Origin of the sequence: Eubacterium limosum, from assembly GCF_000807675.2 — a bacterium.
Taxonomy (GTDB): Bacteria; Bacillota; Clostridia; order Eubacteriales; family Eubacteriaceae; genus Eubacterium; species Eubacterium limosum.
Window position 1 is genome coordinate 472,946 of sequence record NZ_CP019962.1, and the last position, 25,303, is coordinate 498,248.

The window sequence follows — 25,303 nt, forward strand, 5'->3', positions numbered from 1 at the left end:
GCGCCCTCCTGCTTCTTACAGCTTGCCGACTAAGTCTAAGCTTGGTGTCAGTGTGTCTTCGCCTGGTTTCCATTTCGCAGGGCAGACCTGATCGCCGTGTTCTCTTACAAACTGAGCGGCCTGTACCTTGCGCAGAAGCTCCTCAGCGTTACGGCCGATGCCCATGTCATGAATTTCGTAAACCTTGATAACGCCGTCCGGGTCCACCACAAAGGTACCGCGCAGCGCCTGGCCTTCTTCCTTGACCAGCACACCGAAGAATTTTGCCAGCACGCCCGCCGGGTCGCCTAACATCGGGTACGGAAGGCCCTTGATGGTGTCGGTGGTGTCCGCCCAGGCTTTATGTACAAAATGGGTATCTTCTGAAACCGAATAGATTTCACAGCCGATTTTTTTGAACTCCTCATAATTGTCCGCTACGTCCGCCAACTCTGTCGGGCACACAAAGGTAAAATCTGCCGGGTAAAAGAAGAACACACCCCATTTGCCCAGGACATCTTCCTTTGTGACGGTTTTAAAATCACCTTCGTGATATGCCTGTACTTCAAAATCGATCAATTCTTTGCCAATTAAATTTTTCATGTTGATACCTCTTTTCGATAATATTTATTTTTGTTAGTTATTTCTAACTGTTTGATGAGTGTATCTTAACACGATAAAATGGACTTGTCAAGAATAATTCTAAATTAAAAAGCAGATTTTTAACAAAAAAAGCCACAGAGATTTTAAGGGATTCTCTGTGGCTTCAACAATCAAATTTTATAAAACAGGCTAAGAACGGCCCTGCTCCGCACTCAGGGACACAGGCTTTTCTTCCCTGTGTATAAACGCCGGCAGCAGGTTCGCGATAGAGCCCGCCAGAATCAGCAGCACACCGATCACCATGTTGATCGGCACTGCTTCGTGCAGGATCAGCACTGCAAGGATGGGCGACAGCACCGGTTTAAAGAAGAACACCAGCGACGCCGTACTGGCCGAGGTCTCCTCAATCGCCATGAAATAAAAGGCATAACCACCGCCAGTCACGCCGATACAGATATAAAGCATCGTGAGGACATTAGACGCCGTATAACCCGTAAACAGCGGAATATTGGCAAATAAGGCAAGACCGCTGCCGCTCAGCATATCCGCCACCGGGCCCACATGGCTGAGGCCGATGAGCAGCAGCATTTCCAGGCTGGCGAACAGAAAGCTCCCGCAGGTCACCACCACGCCGCCGTAGCGGTTACACTGCTTCTTGGAAAAAACTGAGTACAGGGCAAAAGCCACCGCGGCCAGAATCGCCATGACCACCCCTGCGATGTTGAGGGCGGTGTGCAGAGGGTTGACAATTACCAGGATTCCGATGATTTCAAGCACAATGGCCGCCACATGGTTTTTCTTGATCACCTCGTGCAGGATAATGCCCGAGAAAAACAGCACAAACACCGGATTACTGGAAAACAGCACCGCCACCACCGAGGCGTTGGCGTTTTCTACCGCCAGCTGGTAAAAGGTCATGCTGACCACAACCCCCAGAAAGCCCAGGCCCGCGAAATGCAGCAGGCTTTTTTTATCCAGATGTTCCTTTTTCTTCTTAAGCGTCCTGAGCGCAAAGGGAATTAAAACAAGACCGCCGATCAAAAAACGGGTCAGGTTCATCTGTACAGCGTTAAACTGACCTGAAACACTTTTGAGGGCGATCTCCATCGAACTGAAAAACAGCGTCGCAATGACAATATATAAATAGCCTTTTTTCAAAATCAAATCTTCCTTTCATTTTTCGTACAGTAACGATTTTACCTCTCTCATTACCATAAGTAAAATGAAATATTCTTATGTGCTTTATAACCGTTGGTTATGGCAAAATAATATCCAGAAAAGCCTCTGCCGCCTTGGAGATACCGCCTTTTTTCCGCTTGATCACACAGATCTGCCGCTTCGGCATCTCAATCTTAGCCCGGATCTCGATCAGGCTCCCCTGCTCCAGGCGCTCCTGTGCTACATCGCGCACCGCGATGCCTATACCCAGGTTTCTTTCTGCGTAAGGCATGATCAGCTCCATGGTGCCCAGTTCAAAGGCCGGCTCCAGCCGTATCTTATGCTTGAGGAAAAACGAGTCCAAATAGTGCCGGCTGGCCGTGTTGCGCTCCGTACAGATAATGGGGTGCGCCATGATCTCCTCAAAGCTCAGCACCTTTTCGGCAAGCGGCGCGTAATCCAGCCCCGCCACAAAAACATCCTGGATCTCCCGGATCGGGTGAATCTCAATATCGTCTGAGGCCGCCACTGGCGAGGATACCACTCCCACCTCAATGCGCTCCTCTTTCAGGGCAACGCGTGTGCCCGGCGTGGTGCCGCTCTGCATATTGATGCGGATATCCGGATACAGGCTGTGAAATTTTTCAAGATAAGGCAGCAGGAAAAAGCGGGCGATCATGTCACTAGTGCCCAGGCGCACCACCCCATTATTCAGATTCAGCATTTCCCAGAGCTTCTTTTCGCCTAGGGCCAGCTGCTCATAGGCCTTTGCCACATGGCCGTACAGCATTTCCCCCTCCGGCGTCAGGGTCATTCCCTTCTGATTCCGGTGAAAAAGCTCGCACGACAGCTCCTTTTCCAGCAGGTGGATCGATTTGCTCACCGCCGGCTGCGAGATGTACAGCGCCTGGGCCGCCTGTGTAATGGTGCCGTGGCGCGCTACGTAATAAAAGACCTTGTAATGTTCAAAATTTACATTCATAAAAATACGTCCTTTTTCCGTTAATCCGTTTCATTATATCACATTTTGAATTTTATGCAACCTGCCCATTCTTCGACTTTCTGTCACGATTAATTTGCCTAAAAGTACGAGAATTTTTCAACTTAAAATATTTTAGACAAACAAAAAAATCCCCCTGCGCCTGTCTTTGGGAGAGAATGCCGGACTTTTTTCCGGTTCCTTTCAGTTTTCTTACAGAGACTTGAAATTACCTGTAAAAGCGGATATAATTAAGAAGTCTACTGTGGTCCTATAAAAAATGCGCAAAAGTGTCTGGTTTTTAAATAAACCGCCGGCTTATATCACAATGGTATAGAGTCAACAGCTAAAAGCGTAAATACTATTTTTAGGGGGAATTGTATGCAAGAGCTAGATCATAAGGCGATTGGCCTTCGTATTCGTAAACAAAGAACATTTCTGAACATGTCCCGTGATGAATTGGCAAGAAAAATCGGTATCACACCAACCTTCCTTGCCGATATAGAACTGGGGACTAAGGGCTTTTCTCTAAAAAGCCTGAATCGTTTCTGTGACGTTTTGAAAATGTCCGCCGACGCAATTCTCTACGGCCCCAAAGAATACATGGGGACGAAGTACGCAGCACTGCTGGAGCTTTTGGAACGCTGTCCAGCAGAAAAAGGAAAATACGCAGAAGAAATTCTGACTCTGTTTTTACTCAGCCATGACCCAGTAGAATAAAAAAATGCGGGTGTCCAAATTGCAGTTGGGCACCTGTTATTTTTTTACACTCTTAAACATACTGCCAGCGCCCGGCGTCTCCTCCGCTCTGCTCCGAACCGCTTCCCGGATCAGTTTTGAGCCGATTTCCCGCATTTCGCCAGCTGTGTACCAGGGCTTCGCATAAAGCGTATAATCAATATCGGTACGGTATCCCTGCAAAATCGCCCGGATCTGCTCCGGCCCCATGCCCTGCCGCACATACTCCGATACGTCAAGCCCTTCCTCTAAACCCATCCGGATCAGGTACATCTTTTTCCAATCCAGATTTTTGTCCGCATAGATCGATACATCTACCTTTCCTGTAAGCCCTTCCCGTATTTGCCACATCTGGCAGTTTGAATACTCAGGATCGTTATAAAAGGTCACATCCACACCGGTCATCAATCCCCAGAAAATTTCCCGTATCTGCTCTGGTGTAAAGGCCTCCGTAATATACGGCGACACATCGAAACCACATTCCATCGCTTCCTGAATCACATTCTGCTGTTCTCTTGTATACCTTGGCTTAACGCCCATTTTTCCACAACCCCAGCAGCATCATCAGCGCCTCAAGGCCCAGGCATTCCGCGGCGACCAGACCAAACCGGCTGTTAAAGGCCAGTCCGGCAAGCAGCGCGCAGGCACTGATAACCACCAGTATTCTCCTCGCCCGTTTCCGGTAGTGGGTGCACTCCGCGTCGTCCAGCGGTTTTGCGCTGTTTTCGACCGGCGCCCATTTGTAGATCACCGGAAAAGCGGACAGCGTAAGCGCCGCGGTAACCACCGCAACCGTCCCCGCCGGGCAGAACCGGGCAATGAGTAAAACAGAAAGTATTGTGATCCATGACAGCAGATAGCAGACCCCGCGTGTATCGGCGTGGTAACCGCCGGCATAGGCGCGGATGGCCGCATAAACAATTAAAAAGACTATGGTCTCCGGCAGCATGCCGAGAAGCAGGCCCACCAAAAGCATGGAAGCGTAGTGAACTGCCTTGAGCATTAAAACTCTGATTCCAAACTGATATATTTCAACATCTTCATCGACCACAATTTCTCTTCTTTTTAATTGATAGATTAATGCGTCAGAAGCTTTTTCAAACATTAGAATTTACGGAGTTTTTTAATATTTACGGGAGCCTTTTCTTGATGATGGATCATCCAACATGCTGTGTTAGCATCTTTGACTGCTTCATGATGAGCGACTTTCGCTACATTTTTCAGGATTTTATTTTTGAAACTATCTTTTTTCATTTAGTACACCTCATAACATTCTATATTATGTAGTTTATCAGCTGATAGATGCTATTATATGTACAAAGCAACCAAATCACCATCTTTATTGTATCAAGAAATAAATCTATGGTCTTTTATATTTTAAATATGTCCCAAGTAAGAATTTCCACGCTCTTTTTACGACGCAGATATTAAAATTTTAACCTTAAACTCTTCTTCTATTTTATATTGAATAGTTCCATTATACTTTTCAATTGCTGTCTTTACATTTTTCAAACCAACACCCATATGTTCTCCCTGTTTTGTACTTTTCAATTCATTATTTTTATTATTCACTTTGCCATTATAGCTATTACAAATAACAACTGTTATAAAATCATTAAATTTGAATATTCTAAGGCTTATATGTCGTTTATCTATTGGAAGTTCAAGACATGCATCAATTGCGTTATCCAATAAATTAGAAAAAATCGTAGTCACGTCAAAAAAATCCATAAATCCAATGTCTATGTCTTCAACTTCTAACATGACATCTATACTATTTTCATCACACTTTATTAATTTATTATTGATGATTATTGTTAAAAAGCGATTACTACATTTAAAACGGCTTCCCAACTCATCCATCTTTCTATATATTGTTCTAGCATAACTATGAGCCATATCACCATTGTCATTAGCATAAAGTTCTTCAAAAGTTTGCATATGATTTTTCATATCATGTATCAATCGTCTCGAATAATCATATTGTGCTTCAATACTTTTATAATAAGTATTTTGCATCATTACCTGCTGTTCTTTCAAGTCCATATCTCTTTCCAATTGATAGCGTTTTGATATGGCTTCGAATAGGTATACCAAATATATATCTAATCCAATAAATCCAAAACAAATATATGCTAAAGCAATTCCAGATGAACTTTGTTGTATTGTTATATAAAAATAATATAGCACACTTATTTCAAAAACTGCCAATAACATTAAAAAGATATTTTGTACAATTTTAAGTGTATTTAATTCATTCTTTTTAAATATAGATACAAAAATATAAAATCCACATAACAAAATTATTTGATTGCAGATTCCAGAAAGAAATAAAAAATTAAAACTTTCCTCAACACCTTCTATCGTAGTATCCATTATTAAAGAAACAATTACGACTGATATAACATCTGAAAAGATTATATAAAGCGCAAAGACAAAATCATATATTAGCATCCATTTCTTATCAAATATAAAAAGTGAGTAACTAACTAAGCATAATGATAACAATAAAAAAGTTATTTTAAGTATAGGAATTCCTAAGATATTCAATCCTATTGCAATAATAACAAATAATAAAAAGCTTATAAAATAATTAAATTTTTCTTTATATTTTCTATCATATACTTCGGACATAAAACGAAACATAATATATCCTGTAATCCCATATGATAAAGCCATATCCAATATATAAATCCACTTATCCATACTCTTCCCCTAAACTTATCCTCCTAGCCAATCCTCTACAACAGCTTAAAATTCTCCTCAATATAATCAAACAGCCGCGCCTTAAATTCCACGGCCCGTTTCTGGGCGATGGGCAGGGTTTCGCCATTGTCCAGATACAGGTCGGCGCCCGCAATACGCTTACAGTGAAACAGGTTCACGATCACGCTCTTGTGGCAGTATTCAAAGTCAAAGTCCTTAACCTTTTCCATGATCTCACTCAGAACGCCGCTAAATTCAAAATCGCCCTGGGTGGTGCTCATTTTAATCTTCCGCCGCACACGCTCAAAATAATAAATGTCATTGCTGGCAAAAACCTTCAGCTCGCCGCCCATCACCAGAGAGATGTCATGGCTCTTGTTTTCCTTTTCAATAAAATCAAACACCTCGGTCAGCACCATGTTTACCTTAGCCGTGTTAAAGGGCTTGACCAGGTATTCAAACGCGTGCACAGCAAAGGCGTTGCGCATGTAGTGAGTGTAGCTGGTGATAAAGATAATCTTGACCCGGGCGTCCCACTTGCGGATCTGCTTGGCCGTATCAATCCCATCGGTTTCCGGCATCTCCACGTCAAGAAAAAGGATATCAAACTGGATACGGTCTTCAAGCACTTCACTGCCGTCGTGATAGACGTATGTCTCCACATCAATATTGTGTTCCTCACCATATCTGATAATGAGCGCCTCCAGCTTTTCTGCAATCAAAGCATTGTCGTCACAAATCCCAATTCTAATCATCCCATCCACTGCCTTTCCAGTATTTCTTTCATTATACCATATTTTCTTCCCGCACCCTATACAAAGCCATCGTGAAGATTATTTCCCCTTAATAATTTTATACCATAAAAATACTCTATAAAAACGAAGATTTCAAGATTTTTTTCAAAAAAAGAAGCCCCGGCGTTTGGAGCTTCTCAAAAAAGGGAGGGGTTTTTCAGCCTCGCTGACTGAAAAGAGGATTTAATGACGCCTGTCTGATGGAACAGGCATTATGAGATTTAATTAAATACGAATGATAAGGTGACCGTCCTTAAATTCCATAAAAAAATCCCTCTCGGATTCAGAGAGGGATGAACGAACACAGTATAATCTGGATGGTAAGGGTTTTTGTTTCGTTTCTTAAGCACTCTAAATCGGAGTCTTTTAAGAACCAATCACTATGTCGGTCTTCTGGCTCAGCAATATCATCTTTCCGCCTTCCCATCATCGTTGACAGTGGCTTTTCAGAAAGCATTTTGCATTACAGCTGCGATTACAGCAAGGGATTCTCACCCTTTTCCCACTACATAGGATCATTCAATATTTAATTAACTTCATCATACGCCCTTTGAGCGGCTTTGTCAACAACTTCTTTTTAAATATTTACGATTATTAAAGCCTGCCTTCTCTGGCCGCCAGCTGCCTTTATAATAATAGAGCACCAGTACCGCCCCTGTCACAATCCAGGTCAGCGGATAGCTGATGTAGATCATGCGCGCGTCGTGGACAAACCGCAGGGTGGTAAAAATCCAGCCCAGCCGCAGGCCGCACATGCACAAAAGCGTGATGATCATAGGGATTACCGTGGCCCCGGCCCCCCGCAGCACGCCCACAAATACCTGATCCGCGGCGTAAATACCATAAAGGGGCACCACGGTGTAAAGCTGGCGCATGCCGTTTAAAACCACTGTTTCGTCCGAGGTAAACATGCCCAGAATCAGACGGGCGTTCAGGATAATGGCTGCGCCCAGGCCGATGGTTACGCCCACGCACAAAAGCAGGCAGACGTTTTTGCCCTTTACCACCCTCTCCCAGCGCCCAGCGCCCATGTTCTGCCCTACAAAGCTGGAAATTGCCAGGCAGAAGGCGTCAATGGGCATAAAAAGAAATCCGTCAATTTTCATATAGGCGGTAAACCCGGCCATGACCTCCAGCCCAAAGGTATTGATCTGGGACTGGACCACTACGTTGGAGAAGCAGACCAGCACAGACTGCAGTCCGGCGGGCAGGCCAATACGCACGATATCCCTGAACACCTGTGCGTGAAACCGGATTTTGGCCAGCCGGAGCCGGTAGATGGGATCAGCCCTCAGCAGAATAATGACAATCAGCACAGCGGCGGCCATCTGTGAAAACACCGTGGCCAGTGCAGCGCCGGCCACGCCCATGCCAAGGGGCCCCACAAAGAGCAGGTCAAGGCCGATGTTCAGCACAACGGTGACCACCAGGCAGGCCAGCGGGGTTTTGGAATCGCCAACCGCACGCAGAATCCCGCTGCCAATGTTGTACAAAGTCATGGGGATCATGCCCAGAAAATAGATGCGGATATAGGGCACGGCGTATGCAAGCCCGGCCTCGGGGATGTTCATCATCCGCAGCATGGCCGGCGCAAAGGCCAGGCCCAGGACAGTGAGCGCAAGGCCGGCCGCCAGGCTCAGGGCCACGGCGGTGTGCACAGCCTCCTGCACCTTGTCGTATTTCCGGCTGCCGAAAAACTGTGAAATCAGCACGCTGGCCCCGATGGACAGGCCGATGAAAAAATAGATCATAAAGGTGATGAGCAGGCTGCTCGCGCCCACGGCGGCCAGGGCATTTGCGCCCACAAAACGGCCGACGATCACAGCGTCCACGGTGTTGTACAGCTGCTGGCAGAGGTTTGAGAACATGAGGGGCAGGGCGAACAGCAGCAGCTGCCGACCAATCTTCCCCTCGGTCATCTGGCCTTTTAACGGGATTTCACGGGTTTCTTCCATAATGCTTTCCTTAACTAATAGAGATGACAGGCCACCTGGTGGCCTGGCGCCACGTCCTTCAGGCGTGGCTTTTCGGCTTTGCAGACGGGCATGCGTTTCTCACACCGCCCGGCAAAGGGGCAGCCCGGAGGCAGCTCCAGCGGGCTCGGCGGATCGCCGGGGATGGTTTCGATTTTCTTGCAGCAGTCCATATGCAGCGAGAACACCGACCCCAAAAGCGCCTGGGTGTAGGGGTGCATGGCTGTTTCACACAGCTCTCCGCCGCCCACGGTCTCCACGATATTGCCCAGGTACATGACAGCCAGCCGGTGGCTCAGGCTCTGGACCAGGGCCATGTCGTGGCAGATAAAGATCATGGCAATGTTTTTTTCCTTCTGAAGCCGGGTCAGCAGCGCCACGATTTTCTTCTGGATGGAAACGTCCAGGGCCGAGGTGGCCTCGTCGCAGACCAGCACCTCGGGGTTCAGGGCCAGCGCTCTGGCGATGCCCACGCGCTGGAGCTGTCCGCCGCTCATGCTGTGGGGGTAGCGCTGCATAAAATCAGCGTCCAGTTCTACCATCTCAAGCAGTTCCCTGGCCTTTTCCGACCGCTGTTTCCGGAGGAGCCGGCCAAAATTGACAAGCGGCTCGGTAATAATGTCGCCCACTCGCATTTTTGGGCTGAAGGAGGCAGCGGGGTCCTGGAAGACCATCTGGATATGCTGTCTTTTCCGCCGGGCCTCCTCGCCCGAGAGCCCGGCAATATCTTTTCCTCTAAAGTATATCGCACCGGCAGTGGGCTTTTCAAGCTGCACCAGCATTTTTACAAAGGTACTTTTTCCGCAGCCGCTTTCTCCCACAATGCCAAGGGTCTCCCCGCGCCGCGCCGCCAGGCTGATGCTGTCGCAGGCTGTAAGGGGCCGGCCGTCTGAGGTATGAAAGCGTTTGGTCAGCCCTCTGGTTTCCAGGATGATTTCATGATTTTCAGACAAAGCGCGCACCTCCAAGCTCGGGCACTGCTGCCACCAGTTCTTTTGTGTATTCCTGTCTGGGATGAAGGATCACCTCTTCCCGGGTGCCGCTCTCCACAATCTCGCCGGCCCGCATGACAATGATCCGGTCTGCCATATACGCGGCCACGCCCAGGTTATGTGTGACGATCATGATCCCTGTGCCAAAGTTCTGGCGGAGGGCCATCATCTGGCGCACAATCTGGGCCTGGGTGGTCACATCAAGAGCGCTGGTGGGCTCATCGGCCAGCAGCAGATCGGGCTCAAAAGCCATGGCCATGGCAATGCCCACCCGCTGCCGCATGCCGCCGCTCAGCTGAAAGGGGTAGCTGTCCATGATGTTTCCCGCGTCGGGCAGGCGCATGCGTGTCAGCATCTCCACGGCGCGGTCCCGGGCGCTGTCCCTTGTCACAGCCTTGTGGGTCTGGATATAGTTCACAAATTGCCGGCCGATTTTGCGAATGGGGTTGAGCGTGCTTCCGCTGTCCTGAAAAATCATGGCGATGCGGCTGCCCCGCAGGTCCCGCCAGTCCTCCGGCGTTTTCTGGAGCAGGGGCTCCTCATCAAAAAGAATCTCGCCGCCGGTGACCCGCCCATTTCCCGGCAGCAGGCCGAGAATGGAGCGGATTACCGTGGTTTTTCCGCTGCCGCTCTCCCCCACAACACTGATGATCTCATGCTTTTTCATGTGCAGGTCAAAGTGCGCCACCGCCGGCGGTTTTTCACCGTACTGTACGCTCATATCCCGGATTTTCAGCATCTTTTTCTCCTCTCATTAGCGCGCCTGCCTACTGCGCCGGCTTGATTTCCTTGGTCAGCCAGTAATAATCGGCTGGCAGCATCTCGACGCCGGTAATCTTCTTGCTGGAAATAATGTTGGTTTCCGGATAAGCGTAGAAGACGCTGGCCGCGTCGTTCATGATAAGCTGCTGGGCACGGATGACCAGCTCACGCCGTTTGGCGGTGTCAAACTCAGTGGACAGCTGGTCTAAGACCGCGTCGACCTCAGGGTTGCTGTAGCCGGCTGTGTTGGCGTTTTTGTTTTCATCGGTATGGGTTTTCCAGTATTCCTTCAGGTAGTTTTCCGGGTCGCCGGTGTTGGCTGTGATGACATTCCAGATCAGCAGGTCGTACTCGCCGTTTTCCTGCATGTCCAGCAGGGTGGTATACTCATAGGTTTCAACCTTCACGTCAATGCCGATCTCCTTCAGGTTCGCCTGGGTGGCAGTAGCCAGAATGGGCAGCTCGGCGCGGCTGTCGTAAATGACATACTGGAGGGTCAGGTTCTGGCCGTCCTTTTCCACAATGCCGTCGCCGTTGGTGTCCGCGTAGCCTGCCTCAGCCAGCAGCTGTTTAGCGCTTTCCAGATTGTAGGCGTTCTCGTCCTTCAGGGTGTCAAAGCCGTAATCCAGAGACGGCGGGATCGGGGCCTTCCCGGCCTCAAAGGTGCCGTGGAGCAGGTTATCCGCATAGGTCTGGCGGTCCAGCGCACGGATGACCGCCTGGCGCACCTTCACGTCTGCCAGCGGCCCGCGCTGGTTCATAAAGGAAAGCACTGTCCGCAGCGACGCAATGCTGTTGATGTCAAAGGACTCGCTGCCCTCAAACAAAGCTAAGTCACTGCTGCTGATATTGACTGCCATATCCACCTCACCAGACTGCAGCGCCATGGCGCGGGTGTTGGCGTCGTCGATAACCTGGATATTCACTTCATTGTAAGGCACCTCGCCGTCCCAGTAATTTTCATTTTTTACCACCACGCATTTTTCCTTGTCAAAGGACTTAACCGCGTAAGGCCCGGTACAGATTGGCCCGTCGGTGGCAAAGGTGCTGGTGTCTACGGTGGTGTCCACGATCAAAAACAGCGGGTCGGCCAGGCAGCCCGGCAGCCCCGGCGTGGGGCTCTTGGTCTTGATTATGAGGTTTGAGCCCTCCGCGGTCATGGCGTCATACTGGAAAAAGTCCGAGCTGGCGCGCTTGCTCATCTCAAAGGTTCTCTCCAGCGACGCCTTGACCAGGTCAGCGGTCAGGGCTGTGCCGTTTGAAAATTTGACGCCGTCACGGATTTTGAAGGTCCAGGTCAGGTTGTCGCTGCCCAGCTCCCAGCTCTCCGCCAGCCAGGGCTCTGCGCCCATCTCATCGTTGAATTTAACCAAGGTTTCGCCAACGCCGTAGCGCATGACCACCCAGCTGAAATACTGCTCCGTGGGCTCAAGCGTATCCGCAAAGCTCGTCACTCCAATATTCAGCTGCTCCGAAGACCCCGAAGCGCCCCCGCTGCCGCCGCAGCCGGATAAACCCGTGGCCGTCATGGCCAGAATCGCCACTGTCAATACTAATTTTTTAAACTTACTCATTTTATCTCCTTTCATATTCATATGAAAATTTAATTAACAACAACATCAGACTGTCAAAAAAGTTAAAAGGCAACGGCAGAGTTAAAGTAAGAAGCTCTTTCAATGGAAAATTGAGAATGGAAAATGGAGAATGAATGAACTCTTTTTCTAACGAAAAAGCGATTCGTACAGCGGCCTGCGGCCGCTATTCTACTCAAAATGCGCAGCATTTTGTTCCTGTAATTTTCCATTCTCAATTCTACATTCTCCCTTAACTGGCCTCTTTTTAACGCTTTGTCGCTTGCTGATAAGTTTTTTTGACACGTTGAATATTTTACGCCCTCTAATCCTGCCGCGGATCCAGAATATCCCGAAGCCCGTCGCCCATCAGGTTAAACACTGAAACCACAATAAAGATGGCGATGCCCGGAAACAGCATGAGCCAGGGCGCGGTCTGCAAATACTGCCTCCCCTCGTTGAGCATCAAGCCCCATTCCGGCGTGGGCGGCTGTGCCCCCAGCCCTAGAAAAGAGAGCGCTGCCAGCTCAAGCATCATGGTGCCCACGTCCAGTGCCGCGGTCACGATCATTGTCGGAATAATGTTTGGCACCACATAACCGCCCAGAATATGGCCAGTCCTCGCCCCTGTGACCACCGCCGCAGAGATATACGTGCTGTTTTTGATCTTGAGCACCAGGCTCCGGCTGAGCCTGGCGTATTTTGTCCAGCTCACCACAGCCAGGGCAATGACCGTGTTAAACAGGCTCGGGCCCAGCATCCCGGCAATGGCAATGGCTAAAACCATGCCCGGGAAGGCGATCATCATATCCGAAAGCCGCATGATCACCGCGTCCGCCGCGCCGCCGAAATAACCGGCGATCATACCGAGAAGGGTCCCGGCCGCAAAGACAATGACCACCAGCGTCACCGTCATTTCCAGAGACGCCCGTGTCCCGTAGATAATTCTGGACAGCTCGCAGCGGCCCAGCTGGTCTGTTCCGCAGGGGTACTCGGCTGACGGTGCCCGGAGGGCGTTCTGCATCACAGCCTCATAGGGGTCATGGGGCGCGATCCACGGCGCAAACACTGCGGTCAGCACAATGGCCGCTGCCAGAATGCCGCAGATGGCAAAAAGCCTGTTCTGCCTGAAAAAAGCCTTCATCTACGCCTTCACCACCTTTCTTTTAGCCTCGCGGTGCCGCTCCCGCAGTCTGGGGTCCAGATAGCCGTAGGAGAAATCCACCAGCAGGTTAATGACCATGTAAATCAGAGCAATCCAGATTACATAGCCCTGAACCAGAGGGTAATCCCGAGTGGCAATGGCGTTGACTGCCATCTTGCCCAGGCCGGGCCAGGAAAAAATAATCTCCACCACCGCTGTGCCGCCGAGCAGCGAGCCCAACGACAGGCCCAGCAGCGTGACCAGGGGCAGCATGGCGTTTGGCAGCACCTCCCGCCACAGGATGGCCGACTCCTTAAGGCCCCGGGCCCGGGCGCCGGCCACGTAGTCCTGCCGGAGCTCCTCCAGCACCGCGGTGCGCACCTGCCTTGTATATTTGGCCGACATGGCAATGGCCAGTGTGACTGCCGGCAGCACCAGCTTCATAAAGCCTGTGCCCGAGGTGGCAATGGGAAACCAGTTCAGTTTAAGGCCAAACACGTACAGCAGCACCAGACCGATCCAGAACCCCGGGAAGGACACACCGGCAAAGGAAAGCCCCCGCACCAGGTAATCCGGAAATTTATTCTGATAAACCGCTGCCAGAATTCCAAGGGGGATGGAGATCACAAGCATGAGGATCAGCGACGCGGCCGCCAGCTCCAGGGTCGGGCCAAGGCAGTCGAGCAGCACCGCGCTCACCGGAGCCTTTGAAGAATAGGATGTTCCCATATCCCCGGTCACAAACCCCTTAAGCCAATTTCCATACTGCACCAGAAATGGATCATTAAGGCCCATCTGCTCCCGGGTTTCTGCCAGCAGCTCCTCAGACGGCACCGTGCCGCCCTCCACCAGCATCAGCTCCGCCGGGTCGCCGGGCGATAAATAGGTCAGGCAAAAGGTCAGAAAGCTGATGCCAAAAAGCACCAGTACGATTTGCAGCAAACGGTTAACAAGCTGTTTCGTGTTCAAGAAAAAAATCCTCCTCTGTCAAAATGGCAATACGGGTAAAAAACCGAAACGGAGAATGAAAGGAAAAGGACATGAAAATAAAGCCCTCCTATCTACCGTAAGAATACTTAAAACAAAAATACAAGCAGGTCTCCTGACTTAAGTTCTTTGTATGTCCACGCCTTCCCAAGGCTGCGCCTCAGTGACATTTTGCGGACAACTCCCTATTACAGTGACGGGATCGTACCGGATTCGCACCGGTTTCTCTTTTAATCCCCGATCGGGAACTTGTATCTGGCATGATTAAATTTTTTAAACAAAGATTTCACTGTGGTAAACTGTGAAATTGCTTAAATTATACTGGACTTTTACGCACTTGTCCAGTCTTTTTTAAAAATTTCAGCAATAATTTTAAACGCATACCCCCACCCGGTATGTTTTTTACTTTTATTTTTTTCTGCTTGACATTGGTTTTCATCATGCCTTATACTCAAGGCAATCGGCTTAAATCAAATCATTTCAAAAACGAAAGGAGTCCGCAATGGAAAAAAACCTGTCAATCGGTACACTGGCCGCCGCCCCCGGCGAGAAGGTCCAGGGCATGCTGCCCATCCCCCATACCGAAATTGAGGTGCCCGTCACCCTGATCAACGGCGCGGGCGGCGGAAAAACCGTCCTCGTCACCAGCGGCATCCACAGCTGCGAATACGTCGGCATCGAGGCCGCCATCCAGCTGGCCGGCGAGCTGGACCCCGCGAGCCTGAGTGGAAGCCTTATTCTCATACACCCCGTCAATGTCCCGGGCTTTGAGTCCCGCTACCCCACGCTCATTCCCCAGGACAATAAAAACCTCAACCGCGTTTTTCCCGGCACCCGGGAAGGAACCCTGGCCGACCGCGTCGCCCATTTTTTTGAGTACAGCCTCTATTCCCAGATTGATTTCTACATCGACCTGCACTGCGGCGAAATTTTTGAAGACCTGACCCCCTACGTGTATTACGTGGGCGCAGCGGACAACGCTGTGTCCGAGGCCGCGCGCCAGGCCGCCCTTCACGTCGATGTGCCCTATATGGTCAAATCCACTGCCACCACCGGAGCCTACAATTACGCCGGCGTGCTCGGCATTCCCAGCATTTTGCTGGAACGCGGCTGCGCAGGCCGTTTTACCCAGGCAGAGGTGGACGCGGATAAAAAAGATGTCCTTAATATCCTGAAACACCTGGGTCTGCTGCAGGGCGCCCCCGAGCTGCGTCACCGCCCGGTCGACCTGACCGACCTGGTCTACCTCATGCCCGCACGCCATGGCCTCTGGTATCCTGAGGTGAAAGCCGGCGACCTTATCGCCAGAGGTCAGCGCCTCGGCGTGGTCAAGGATTATTTCGGCCATGTTCTCGACACCTACTGCGCCGAATACGACGGCGTTGTCCTGTACCAGTCCGCCACCCTCTGGACCGATGATTTTTGCGAGCTCATCACCTACGGTAAATTTGCGGAAACAGCAGGAATGGTGCGTTAATTTTTGTTTTACCCCTTGACAAACCGCCTCAGGACAGTTAATATTAACATATGAACAATGATTCATATGTTTTATTCATCATATTTTAATCTAACTTTCCGAGGAGGCCATCATGGCAACAAAAACTTATATACTCGAGCACCTGGGGTGCGCCAACTGCGCTTCAAAAATCGAGCGCAAAATCGCGTCCCTGCCCGGTGTCAGCGAGGCCAACATCGTCTACGCGACCAAACAGCTCCGCCTCACTGCCGAAGATCCAGACGGGCTTTTGCCGGAAATGCAGAAAATCGCGGTTTCCTACGAGCCCGATATTCTCATTACCGAGCGGAAGCGCCGTTCCCTGAAAAAAGCACCCGCGGCCGCCGGGCATGCTCCTCACGATCACGCGGAACACCGTCACAGCGCAGACTGCGGCTGCGGCCATGACCATCATGATCACGGGGAACACCACCACAACGCAGATTGCGGCTGCGGGCACGACCATCATGATCACGCGAAACACTCTCACAGCGCAGATTGCGGCTGCGGCCATGACCATCATGATCACGCGGAACACCGCCACGACGCAGATTGCGGCTGCGGGCACGATCATCATGATCACGCGGAACACTTTCACAGCGCAGATTGCGGCTGCGGCCATGACCATCATGATCACTATGCGCATTATCACGTTCCCGGCCATCCGGCGGACTGCCAATGCGAGCTCTGCCGCCACGGCGAGGAATACTGCCATATCTGCGGCGAGAGCTTGGCCAACTGCACCTGCAAAATGCCGGACGCGGACGTGGAAAAATCTGTTTTCATTCTTGAGAATCTGGGCTGTGCCAACTGCGCGGCCAAGATGGAGCACAAAATCAAAGAGCTGCCTGGCGTCGAGTATGCCACCATCACCTACGCCACTAAGCAGCTGCGCCTGTCTGCGGACAACGCCGCAGCCCTGCTGCCAGACATTCAGCAGATCTGCGCCGCCATCGAGCCAGACGTCAGGGTCATTCCCCGCAAAAAGACAGTGGGTAAAGGCGCCACAAAGGTTTATACCCTTGAAAACCTGGGCTGCGCCAACTGCGCAGCCAAAATGGAGGCCAAAATCAACGCCCTGGACGGTGTCTCCAGCGCCACCATCACCTATGCCACCAAGCAGCTGAAGGTTACTGGGAAAGACCCGGACAGCCTGCTCCCCCAGTTCCGTGACATCTGCCAGTCCATTGAATCGGACGTGCAGGTTATCCCTAAGGAAACCGGTCCCAAAGCCGCGATTCCAAAGGCTCCGGCCGCTGCCGGGAAAGCTGTCAAGAAAAAAATGTCGGCGGAGACCAAAACCCTTATCGGTATTATCATCGGCGCGGCGCTGTTTGTCATCGGTGAGATCATGGAGCGTACCCTGCCGCCGGTTTACAATATTCCGGTTTTCGTGCTGGCCTACATCGTTCTCGGCGGCCGTATTGTCCTCACAGCGGCCAAAAACCTGATGAAAGGCCAGATTTTTGACGAAAACTTCCTGATGAGTGTGGCCACACTGGCGGCCTTCGCCATTCAGGACTACCCGGAAGCCGTAGGCGTCATGCTGTTCTACCGTGTCGGCGAATACTTTGAAGATCGCGCGGTTGAAAAGAGCCGTAATCAGATCATGGATGCGGTGGACATGCGTCCCGAAGTCGTCAACCTGCTGGTCGGCGACGAGGTGCGGGTCATCGACGCAGGGGACGCGGCCATCGGCGACATCCTGCTGGTACGCCCCGGCGACCGTATTCCCCTGGACGGCGTCATTGTCGAGGGCGAGAGCCGGATCGACACCTCCCCAGTGACCGGCGAGCCGGTCCCGGTCAAGGCCGGCTACGGCGACGAGGTAGTCTCAGGCTGTGTCAACACCTCCGGCCTCTTGAAAATGCGGGTCGAAAAGGTTCTGGAAGAATCCATGGTCACCCGTATTCTGGATTCTGTGGAAAACGCAGCGGCCAGCAAGCCAAAAATCGACCGGTTCATCACCCGTTTCTCACGGATTTATACCCCCTTTGTGGTCGGCCTGGCCATCCTGACCGCCGTGGTGCCGTCCCTTGTGACCGGCGACTGGTATTACTGGATTTACACGGCCATCACCTTCCTGGTCATCAGCTGCCCCTGCGCACTGGTGCTCAGCGTACCCCTGGCCTTTTTCTCAGGCATTGGCGCCGGCTCCAAACGGGGCATCCTGTTTAAAGGCGGCGTTTCCATCGAAGGGATCAAAAACATCGCGGCTGTGGTTATGGATAAAACCGGCACCATCACCGAAGGAAACTTCGTGGTACAGCAGGCGATCCCGACAAACGGCGTGGATGAGGCCAGGCTTCTGGCCCTGGCGGCCAGCTGTGAGCTCACCTCTACCCACCCCATTGGCAACAGCATTGTAACTGCCGCCGAGAAACAGGGGTTGTCTGTGGAACGGCCCGTCTCCGCCAGAGAAATTGCCGGCAAGGGCGTCGAAGCCATGCTGAAGGATGGCACGGTGCTCTGCGGCAACCGCTCACTGCTGGAATCCCAGAATGTTGACCTGGACGGCTATAAGAACGACCATTACGGCACCGAGGTGCTCCTGGCCCTTGACGGCAAATTCATCGGCTATCTGGTCATCTCAGACACCATCAAGGCCGACGCGGTGGACGCCATCGCCAAGATCAAGCGTCTTGGCATCCGCACCGCCATGCTGACCGGTGACGCCCAGGAAAGCGCCGAAGCGGTCGCAAAGGCCACAGGCATCGATGAGGTTCACGCCAAACTATTGCCCGAAGACAAGCTGAGCGAGCTCCAGGCCATCCGTAAAGCCCAGGGCGGCGTCATGTTTGTCGGCGATGGCATCAACGACGCGCCGGTACTGGCCGGGGCGGATGTCGGCGCGGCCATGGGCAGCGGGGCCGACGCAGCCATCGAGGCGGCAGACGTTGTGTTCATGAATTCCAGCGTCGAGGCCATTCCCCAGGCCATCGAGATCGGCCGCAAAACCAGCCGTATCGCCTGGCAGAACGTGGTCTTTGCCCTGATCATCAAGGCGCTGGTCATGGTTCTGGGCCTGCTGGGCTTTGCCAATATGTGGATGGCTGTCTTTGCCGATACCGGCGTTGCCATTCTCTGTGTGCTCAATTCCATCCGTATTTTATATAAAAAATAAAAAGCATTAAAAAAATCCCGGCTTTCGTCCTCCGAAAACCGGGATTTTTATTGTCTTTTTATTTGAGCAAAACACCGCCGCAGTAGGGGCACTGGTTTTTATCCACCGGTGAAAATTCGCCGCAGATAATACACAGGATCTCGTCATCCTCTGTTTTGTCATACTTTTCAGGTATTTCATAGCCGGCATGGTGACGTACCAGCTCGCCTTTTTTAAAATACTGGGTAAAGTCCATCTCCGGATGGCCCTTAAAAACATAGGTCATCTCCTTGCCGCCCTTTTTTATGACAAAGGTGTGGTAAGAATAATGTTTTTTGCTCTCCGAGTTCTCCGCATTTTTGCGGACCACCCGTCTGAGAGATTTAAGCTCGCCGTCAAAGGTTTTATCCTTGGAAAACAGGCCGCCTTTTCTGAAATAGGTTTTTGCCCGCGTGGAAAAGCCTTCCTCCAAATCGTTTTTTGCGCCTCTCATTCGCTTTACACCTCCCAATAGATACTCCGATGCTTCATTTGATTCATTTTATCTATCAATTTATCTATTTTCTTGTTTTTAGTATTTTACCACTTTATTTTTGTTGTTACAAGCGCCTTTAAAAATCTTAATTATTGTTAAAGCTTCCTTATCTTCATCATTCCTTTAAAATTAATAAAAGATACCCTCTCAGAGATAAAGGGTATCTTTTACAGTCAATAGATATTAAAGGCCCTTATCTTTCAAAGAGCCTTTACGGAGGCCGGATTTATGGGTAAACCGGGTCCCGTGATGGGTTTATTCTTCTACGGCAGGTGCAGGTGTTTCTTCCTTCGGGTATTTTTTCTTCATGTAAATCTGAGTCGCGACACAGCCGCCGATGGCAATAACCGCGCTGACGGTCAGACAAATGAAAATATAGGTGTATCCCTTGAGCTCATAATTGTCGATAAAGCTCCCGAACAGCTGGTGCATAAAGCTTTCTGGCAAGAATCCGATGACGGACAAAAGGCCGGAGGCCGCGCCAAAGATATGGGCTGGCACATGGGTTTCCGTTAAGACAGAGGACGCAACACCGTAAGCGCCGTTGGCCAGGAAGCCCAGCACCAGGGTAATGACAATGGCGACCATCATAAAGCTTGCCGTCTGGGGTAAAATCAGGTAAGCAAAGCAGCAGACCGCGCTGGCTGCCATAACCACCAAAATGGTTTTGGAGGGAGAATTAACCTTTTTGGCAATCCCGCCCAGCAGCGGGGCAGAGATAATGGCAATCCCATAGTAACGGATCATCCCGACAATGCTGACTAAGGTCAGCGGAGCTAAAAAGGCGTCTGTGAGGTACGGGGTGGTGTAGTTCATCCCCATATAGACGATCATGACAAAGAACAGCGTGCCGCTGGCCAGCCAGACGCCCGGATGCTTGAGTGCCTCAATGAATTCATTGATATTGAACTTTTTGTCGGGGTCATTGGTGACCTCACCTTTGAAATGCGGAATCGCAAACAGTGAGATGATCCCCAGAACCAGGATAACGCTTGCCAAAAAGATCAGCGAAGCGCTGACACCAACGCGGTAGTCAGGCATTGCGTTAAATAAAGCCAGGGTCACAGCGTTGATGGCCAGGCCGCCAAGACCGTACAGCGCGTAGCTCACACCGACAACCGCCGGATAATCGGCTTCGGCCGCGGCAAAGCGCAGTAATTTATAACGGCATCCCCAGAAAATAAGGATGGTGGTCACAGCCAGCACGGCAAAAATTAAGACCAACACCGGATAAGACGGCAGCGTCGCATACCAGTAGACCACTGCCGCCGTGCTGATAAAACCACCGGCGGCCATGGTTCTCAGCCTCAGCTTATCCGCGATAATGCCGCAGGGAATATAGAGAATCGTCGCCATGATCCCATACATCCCAGACAAAAAGCCGAGCTGGGCGTTGGTGATGTCAAGCCCCATCAAAAGTGGTTCGTAGAATACATTTTTCAAATAGATCGGAACATAAATAATCCCGCTGCCGGCGCCGGATAAAAAGATGAGCAGCGCGCGCCTGAATTTGGACAATTGTTGGTAGGTAATCTCTTGTTTTTTCATCTTTGCTTGACACGGCCAAAGGGCCGGGCCTGCCCCCTTTACAGAATAAAAATCATATAAAACCAAATCCGGCTTAGTTTATTTCACAAAAACCGCCGGATTTTACATCAGGTTACAATTCCATAGATTTAGAAACGGACTGGCAGAGCCCCTGCTTTGCCAATCCGCTGAATCCTTTGATATGCCGTTTTATTTGATCTTGAATTTTTCCGGAAGGTGTTCGTTCAGCAGGTCCTTCTGAGCCTGGGTCATATCCGGTAATTCGAAGCTTTCGATTCTTTCTTTGTATACCTTGTAAGCGCGTTCCTGGATCGGTGGTGTTGCTGCGCGGCCTTCTTCGTTGCAGGTGCCTCTGTTGAAAACTGGGCTGGTGAGGTAGGTTTCTTCGCGGTAGTCCTTTGGTGTTCTGCCCTTCAGGTAAACGCCGCGTGGCCCAACCTTCTTGATCAGCTCAACATTGGCTTTCTTTTCGGAAATGGCAACACCATCGTGGAGACGCTTCATGTAGCGCAGCATTTCTTCGTCCATCATGAATTTCGGGAAACTTAACAGGTTAAAGTTTGATAAGTCGCCGGAAGCATGGGGCAGGATACAGGCATTGGACAGGGAGACGGCCAATGCGCCCAGGGTACTTTCAACGCCGGCCTGGTAGTCATAGGTGAAGCCATCGGCCAGAGCGCCGGAGCAGCGTACCGGAATCCGGTAGAAATCGCCCATGGCGATGTGGCCGGACATGATCATCAGGAATTCCGGTGCGCCGGTCATCAGACGGACTTCACGCATATCGGAAACGGATGAGAACGGGCTTAAGATCACCGGTAAACCCGGTTCGATCAGCTGGATCATGACCGCAACGGCCAGCATGTTGGCGAAGTCGGCAACGATGGAGCCCATCAGTGACGGTGGCGCGGTCATATTGGTCATGGAGCAGGTGGTAATGGTGATCGGCTGTTTTTCTTCGGCGAAAGCGAAGTAATGTTCCAGCGCATCTGTCCCTACTGTCAACGGCGGCAGCACGCACATACCGGAGTAGCAGACATAATCATCGAAGTTATCCATGTATTTCTTGATCAGCTGGACACATTCACGGGCGCCTTCTCGGGCATTGCCGCGTTTGTAGTTGTGAGGGGTGATCCCTAAGATATTGTACATGGGCTTTCTGGAGTATTTCGCCATCATGGCCATCTGCGCCAGCGCAGATTCGGTCGGGCAGTTTTCAAAGCCTGGAATATCCGCGGCAACCTGGCTGGAAATGCCGTAAACATCACTGGTGTTAATGATTTTGTAGAAGTTTTCCAGGTCGTCTGCGTTGGTCTGGCGATAGTTTCCGTCCCAGTCTTCCAAATTTGGGCAGCCGTTGGTCGGTGCAACCACCAAACCCTTGCCAATCCCGATTTCCAGTTTGCTTTCTGGTCCAACGATTTCAAATGATTCTGGAATGGTGCTCAGTGCTTTATTGAGTAATTCTTCCGGAATGAATACCAGGTCCCCTTCAACCCGTGCGCCGTGTTTTTTGAAAAGTTCCAGTGCTTCCTCATATTCAAACTTAACGCCTACTTCGTTGAATACTCTCAGCACACTTTCGTGAATCAGTTCGATATCATCCTTTGAATAAAATGTCGTAAATAAATTGCCTTTTAACATAACCCTTCTCCTCACTTTTTTAATTTTTTCTTAGCTAGCTTATGCCATTATACTAATGCAAGACCCGTGCCAACTTTTTAATTTTCCATTTTCAGCATAATTCCGCCATTATTTACGATTTCTATCCAGCTTTTCTTTGTCAATTTTGAGAAAACCCCGTTATTTTTCTTATATTTAATAATTTTGCAATTTTATCTAAGATTCGCTATAATAAGGGGAGAAATTTCCTTGAGGAGGAATCACCATGAGTTCAATTGACCGCTACAGTGAATATTTTCAGGAATATCTGAGATCCCTGTCAAAAGATACCTACATTGATATTTTAGAACACTGCTTTGCCGAAATTACCGTTACTGATGCTGAAGGCTATGTGATCTACGCCAATCCGGCCAGCCTGCAGTACCACGGCATGTCATCGGAGGATATGTGTAAGCTTAATTTTTTTACTTCCTTCAACGGCCTATGGACCCCGCCGTCTGTGGATTACGCCATCGAAAATAAACGGACTGTATTTGCCAGGCAGCGGTATCTGATGACCAACGAGACACATATCACCATCACCACCCCTATATATGATAAAAACGAAAACCTGGTCATGGTCGTCTTTACTTCCTTCAAGGAAAAACCCATCAGTTCCTTTGACCTCGACTGCGAAAAAAACGAATCCAATGAAAAAGCAAAATACAGCAGCAGTGAGGAAACCAAGGAAAGCAACAACATCGTTGGCCGCAGCTACAATCTTTACGCCACCCTCAACAAGCTGCGAAAAGGCGCAAAATCGGATATTCCCGTTCTCCTCCTCGGTGAGAGCGGGGTCGGAAAAAGCCTCTTTGCCAAATATATCCACGATTCCAGTCTGCGCAGCGACAAACCTTTTGTCTCCATCAACTGCGCCTCCATCCCGGATAATCTCATCGAGAGCGAGCTCTTCGGTTATGTCCCCTACGCCTTTACCGGCGCCAGCCCCAAGGGTAAAAAAGGCTTGGTGGAGTTGGCAGACGGCGGTACCCTGTTTCTCGATGAAATCGGCGAGCTCCAGCCGAATATCCAGGTAAAGCTCCTGGACTTTCTCGAAAACCAGCGGTTTACATCCGTTGGCGGCCTGGAAATCAAAACCGTGGATACCCGTATCATTACCGCTACCAATAAAAATCTCCAGAAACTCGTCCAGAAAAACAAATTCCGTGAGGATCTGTTCTGGCGTATCAACGGCATCACCCAGACCATCCCATCCCTCCGGGACCGCCGCAGCGATATTCTGCCCATTGCCCAGTATTATCTGGATAAGCACAATAAAAAATACGACAAGGACAAGATGTTCGCAAGCCCGGTCATCGAAGCCCTCATCCAATATGACTGGCCCGGCAATGTCCGCCAGCTCAAAAATGCCGTGGAGTACATGGCTGTTATGAGCATTGGAAATATTGTCAGCACCGATAAACTGCCCGAGCAAATTCTTGATTTTCTCAAGAAAAACCAGACGAAAAAGAAGACTGTCATTTTTGACGATATGGTTGAGGAATACAAGCGCGAAATTATCCAGAGCTATTACAAAAGCTATTCCAACGTCAATGAGATGGCCTCAGCCTTGGGTCTCAGCCAGGCAACCGCCTACCGCCTGGTCAGCAAATATGTGGACAAAGGCAGCAAAAAAGAAAAAAGCAAAGAATCAAAAGAATGATTCTTTGCTTTTTTCTTCTATAATTCAATACTAATAATATCCGGATCGTCCTTAAACAAAGCCAGCAGATGCGCCGCCGGATAATTTTCAGGCAGCTTTACATACAGCTCCATGGAAATACAGTCCTCCGCATTTCGTTTGATTTTAAAATTGATAATCTCCACACATTCCTGAGTGATTTTTTCCTTAAAACGCTCCAGCGCCGCTTCACTCGGTACCAGATGCACATGGATCATCTCTCCCACATAAACATTGAGCCAGCGGAAATTCTTGTGCAGGATAATCTGAAGAATAATGATCAGTAAAGCCGACGCCACTCCGATAAGGTAAAGCCCCGCGCCAATGGCCATGCCAACGCCTGCGGTCGCCCAAATTCCAGCTGCTGTCGTCAACCCGCTGACAGACTGTTTATGGACAAAAATAATCCCCGCGCCCAAAAATCCAACACCAGTGACAATCTGAGCCGCAATTCGCGAAGGGTCCAGCGCAATACCATCCTGCCCGATAATATCCGAAAAACCATATTTTGAAACAACCATCATCAACGCTGCCCCCAGGGCTACAATCAGATGTGTTCTTATCCCCGCCTCTTTCAGGCGGTTTTGCCGTTCATAACCAATAGCCGCCCCGCAAATCCCCGCGACAACCACCCGGGCAAATAATTCAAGTTCCCATATCAGCATCATGATCATCTCCTTTTTATGGTATTTGATCAATTGTATTGCTAAAAAATAGTTTGTCTGGTTACATTATAGAACTTTTTTGTCTGGAAAGCCAGAAATAAAAAAAAGACCCCGCGATGTCCTATCCTCCCAGGCAGTTGCCCACCAAGTACTTTCAGCGCTGAAGGACTTTACTTCTGTGTTCGGTATGTAAACAGGTGTTTCCCCTTCGCCATCATCACGAGATCA

23 protein-coding genes, 1 rRNA gene and 2 riboswitches are annotated in these 25,303 nt (G+C 50.2%); of the genes, 4 read left to right on the forward strand and 20 right to left on the reverse strand.

The window, feature by feature from the left end; genetic code table 11:
• Positions 1-15 precede the first annotated feature (15 nt).
• The 3 genes from ahpC to B2M23_RS02165 all read right to left on the reverse strand — a co-directional run bounded on the left by ahpC (position 16) and on the right by B2M23_RS02165 (position 2,722).
• Positions 16-582 carry an alkyl hydroperoxide reductase subunit C gene (gene ahpC / locus B2M23_RS02155; RefSeq protein WP_013382603.1) on the reverse strand — a complete coding sequence of 189 codons (567 nt, stop codon included), beginning with the start codon at positions 580-582 and terminating at the stop codon, positions 16-18.
• Positions 583-771: 189 nt separating this feature from the next.
• A complete protein-coding gene (locus tag B2M23_RS02160) occupies positions 772-1,740 on the reverse strand; it encodes a DMT family transporter (RefSeq protein WP_038351108.1) in 969 nt (322 codons plus the stop codon).
• A gap of 97 nt (positions 1,741-1,837) precedes the next feature.
• The gene (locus tag B2M23_RS02165) at positions 1,838-2,722 is read right to left on the reverse strand and encodes a LysR family transcriptional regulator (RefSeq protein ID WP_038351109.1); all 885 of its coding nucleotides are present in this window, start codon (positions 2,720-2,722) and stop codon (positions 1,838-1,840) included.
• Positions 2,723-3,100: 378 nt separating this feature from the next.
• Between B2M23_RS02165 and B2M23_RS02170 the strand changes: the two genes are divergently transcribed.
• The gene (locus B2M23_RS02170) at positions 3,101-3,439 is read left to right on the forward strand and encodes a helix-turn-helix domain-containing protein (protein WP_013382606.1); all 339 of its coding nucleotides are present in this window, start codon (positions 3,101-3,103) and stop codon (positions 3,437-3,439) included.
• A 36-nt stretch (positions 3,440-3,475) separates the two neighbouring features.
• Here the strand turns inward: B2M23_RS02170 and B2M23_RS02175 are convergent, their stop codons facing one another.
• From B2M23_RS02175 to B2M23_RS21650, 12 genes are all read right to left on the reverse strand, one after another.
• Entirely contained in the window at positions 3,476-3,997 is a 522-nt protein-coding gene (locus tag B2M23_RS02175; protein WP_038351110.1) for a hypothetical protein, read from the reverse strand.
• Positions 3,987-4,562 carry an accessory gene regulator ArgB-like protein gene (locus B2M23_RS02180; RefSeq protein WP_038351111.1) on the reverse strand — a complete coding sequence of 192 codons (576 nt, stop codon included), beginning with the start codon at positions 4,560-4,562 and terminating at the stop codon, positions 3,987-3,989. The genes B2M23_RS02175 and B2M23_RS02180 overlap by 11 nt, the downstream gene beginning before the upstream one ends.
• Positions 4,562-4,711 (reverse strand): cyclic lactone autoinducer peptide, encoded by a 150-nt coding sequence (locus tag B2M23_RS02185; protein ID WP_081571072.1) that lies wholly within the window; start codon positions 4,709-4,711, stop codon positions 4,562-4,564. Before B2M23_RS02185 ends, B2M23_RS02180 begins: the two co-directional genes overlap by 1 nt.
• Before the next feature lie 159 nt (positions 4,712-4,870).
• A complete protein-coding gene (locus B2M23_RS02190) occupies positions 4,871-6,163 on the reverse strand; it encodes a sensor histidine kinase (protein ID WP_038351112.1) in 1,293 nt (430 codons plus the stop codon).
• 35 nt (positions 6,164-6,198) lie between these two features.
• On the reverse strand, positions 6,199-6,918 hold the full coding sequence (locus tag B2M23_RS02195) for a LytR/AlgR family response regulator transcription factor (protein ID WP_038351113.1): 720 nt from the start codon (positions 6,916-6,918) through the stop codon (positions 6,199-6,201).
• A 405-nt stretch (positions 6,919-7,323) separates the two neighbouring features.
• Positions 7,324-7,485: riboswitch (cobalamin riboswitch) on the reverse strand.
• Positions 7,486-7,520: 35 nt separating this feature from the next.
• On the reverse strand, positions 7,521-8,912 hold the full coding sequence (locus tag B2M23_RS02200) for an MATE family efflux transporter (protein WP_038351114.1): 1,392 nt from the start codon (positions 8,910-8,912) through the stop codon (positions 7,521-7,523).
• Between the two features lie 14 nt (positions 8,913-8,926).
• Positions 8,927-9,883, reverse strand: coding sequence for an ABC transporter ATP-binding protein (locus B2M23_RS02205; RefSeq protein WP_038351115.1), 957 nt, complete (start codon positions 9,881-9,883; stop codon positions 8,927-8,929).
• Positions 9,876-10,661 (reverse strand): ABC transporter ATP-binding protein, encoded by a 786-nt coding sequence (locus tag B2M23_RS02210; protein WP_038351116.1) that lies wholly within the window; start codon positions 10,659-10,661, stop codon positions 9,876-9,878. Before B2M23_RS02210 ends, B2M23_RS02205 begins: the two co-directional genes overlap by 8 nt.
• A 28-nt stretch (positions 10,662-10,689) precedes the next feature.
• Positions 10,690-12,258, reverse strand: coding sequence for an ABC transporter substrate-binding protein (locus B2M23_RS02215; protein WP_038351117.1), 1,569 nt, complete (start codon positions 12,256-12,258; stop codon positions 10,690-10,692).
• A gap of 322 nt (positions 12,259-12,580) precedes the next feature.
• Entirely contained in the window at positions 12,581-13,399 is an 819-nt protein-coding gene (gene nikC, locus B2M23_RS20865) for a nickel transporter permease (protein ID WP_013382617.1), read from the reverse strand.
• Positions 13,400-14,368: a nickel ABC transporter permease gene (gene nikB / locus B2M23_RS20870; RefSeq protein WP_013382618.1), complete on the reverse strand. Its 969-nt coding sequence runs from the start codon at positions 14,366-14,368 to the stop codon at positions 13,400-13,402.
• 106 nt (positions 14,369-14,474) lie between these two features.
• Positions 14,475-14,654: riboswitch (cobalamin riboswitch) on the reverse strand.
• Positions 14,655-14,702: 48 nt separating this feature from the next.
• The gene (locus B2M23_RS21650) at positions 14,703-14,828 is read right to left on the reverse strand and encodes a hypothetical protein (protein ID WP_013382621.1); all 126 of its coding nucleotides are present in this window, start codon (positions 14,826-14,828) and stop codon (positions 14,703-14,705) included.
• Positions 14,829-14,888: 60 nt separating this feature from the next.
• On the opposite strand from B2M23_RS21650, the gene B2M23_RS02225 reads away from it, so the two are divergent.
• Both B2M23_RS02225 and B2M23_RS02230 read left to right on the forward strand, forming a co-directional pair.
• Positions 14,889-15,863 carry a M14 family metallopeptidase gene (locus B2M23_RS02225; protein ID WP_038351118.1) on the forward strand — a complete coding sequence of 325 codons (975 nt, stop codon included), beginning with the start codon at positions 14,889-14,891 and terminating at the stop codon, positions 15,861-15,863.
• 112 nt (positions 15,864-15,975) lie between these two features.
• Positions 15,976-19,005 (forward strand): heavy metal translocating P-type ATPase, encoded by a 3,030-nt coding sequence (locus tag B2M23_RS02230; RefSeq protein WP_038351119.1) that lies wholly within the window; start codon positions 15,976-15,978, stop codon positions 19,003-19,005.
• 58 nt (positions 19,006-19,063) lie between these two features.
• Here the strand turns inward: B2M23_RS02230 and B2M23_RS02235 are convergent, their stop codons facing one another.
• The 3 genes from B2M23_RS02235 to B2M23_RS02245 all read right to left on the reverse strand — a co-directional run bounded on the left by B2M23_RS02235 (position 19,064) and on the right by B2M23_RS02245 (position 22,711).
• The gene (locus B2M23_RS02235; protein WP_038351120.1) at positions 19,064-19,477 is read right to left on the reverse strand and encodes a hypothetical protein; all 414 of its coding nucleotides are present in this window, start codon (positions 19,475-19,477) and stop codon (positions 19,064-19,066) included.
• Positions 19,478-19,774: 297 nt separating this feature from the next.
• A complete protein-coding gene (locus B2M23_RS02240; RefSeq protein WP_038351121.1) occupies positions 19,775-21,067 on the reverse strand; it encodes an MFS transporter in 1,293 nt (430 codons plus the stop codon).
• A gap of 189 nt (positions 21,068-21,256) precedes the next feature.
• Positions 21,257-22,711, reverse strand: a complete 1,455-nt coding sequence (locus B2M23_RS02245; RefSeq protein WP_013382626.1) for a trimethylamine methyltransferase family protein — start codon at positions 22,709-22,711, stop codon at positions 21,257-21,259.
• Positions 22,712-22,955: 244 nt separating this feature from the next.
• On the opposite strand from B2M23_RS02245, the gene B2M23_RS02250 reads away from it, so the two are divergent.
• On the forward strand, positions 22,956-24,392 hold the full coding sequence (locus tag B2M23_RS02250; RefSeq protein WP_038351122.1) for a sigma-54 interaction domain-containing protein: 1,437 nt from the start codon (positions 22,956-22,958) through the stop codon (positions 24,390-24,392).
• Positions 24,393-24,409: 17 nt separating this feature from the next.
• On the opposite strand, the gene B2M23_RS02255 is transcribed toward B2M23_RS02250, so the two are convergent.
• Together B2M23_RS02255 and rrf are read right to left on the reverse strand one after the other, a co-directional pair.
• The gene (locus B2M23_RS02255; RefSeq protein ID WP_227209035.1) at positions 24,410-25,078 is read right to left on the reverse strand and encodes an MgtC/SapB family protein; all 669 of its coding nucleotides are present in this window, start codon (positions 25,076-25,078) and stop codon (positions 24,410-24,412) included.
• A gap of 105 nt (positions 25,079-25,183) precedes the next feature.
• Positions 25,184-25,300 (reverse strand): 5S ribosomal RNA (gene rrf / locus B2M23_RS02260).
• Positions 25,301-25,303: the final 3 nt, after the last annotated feature.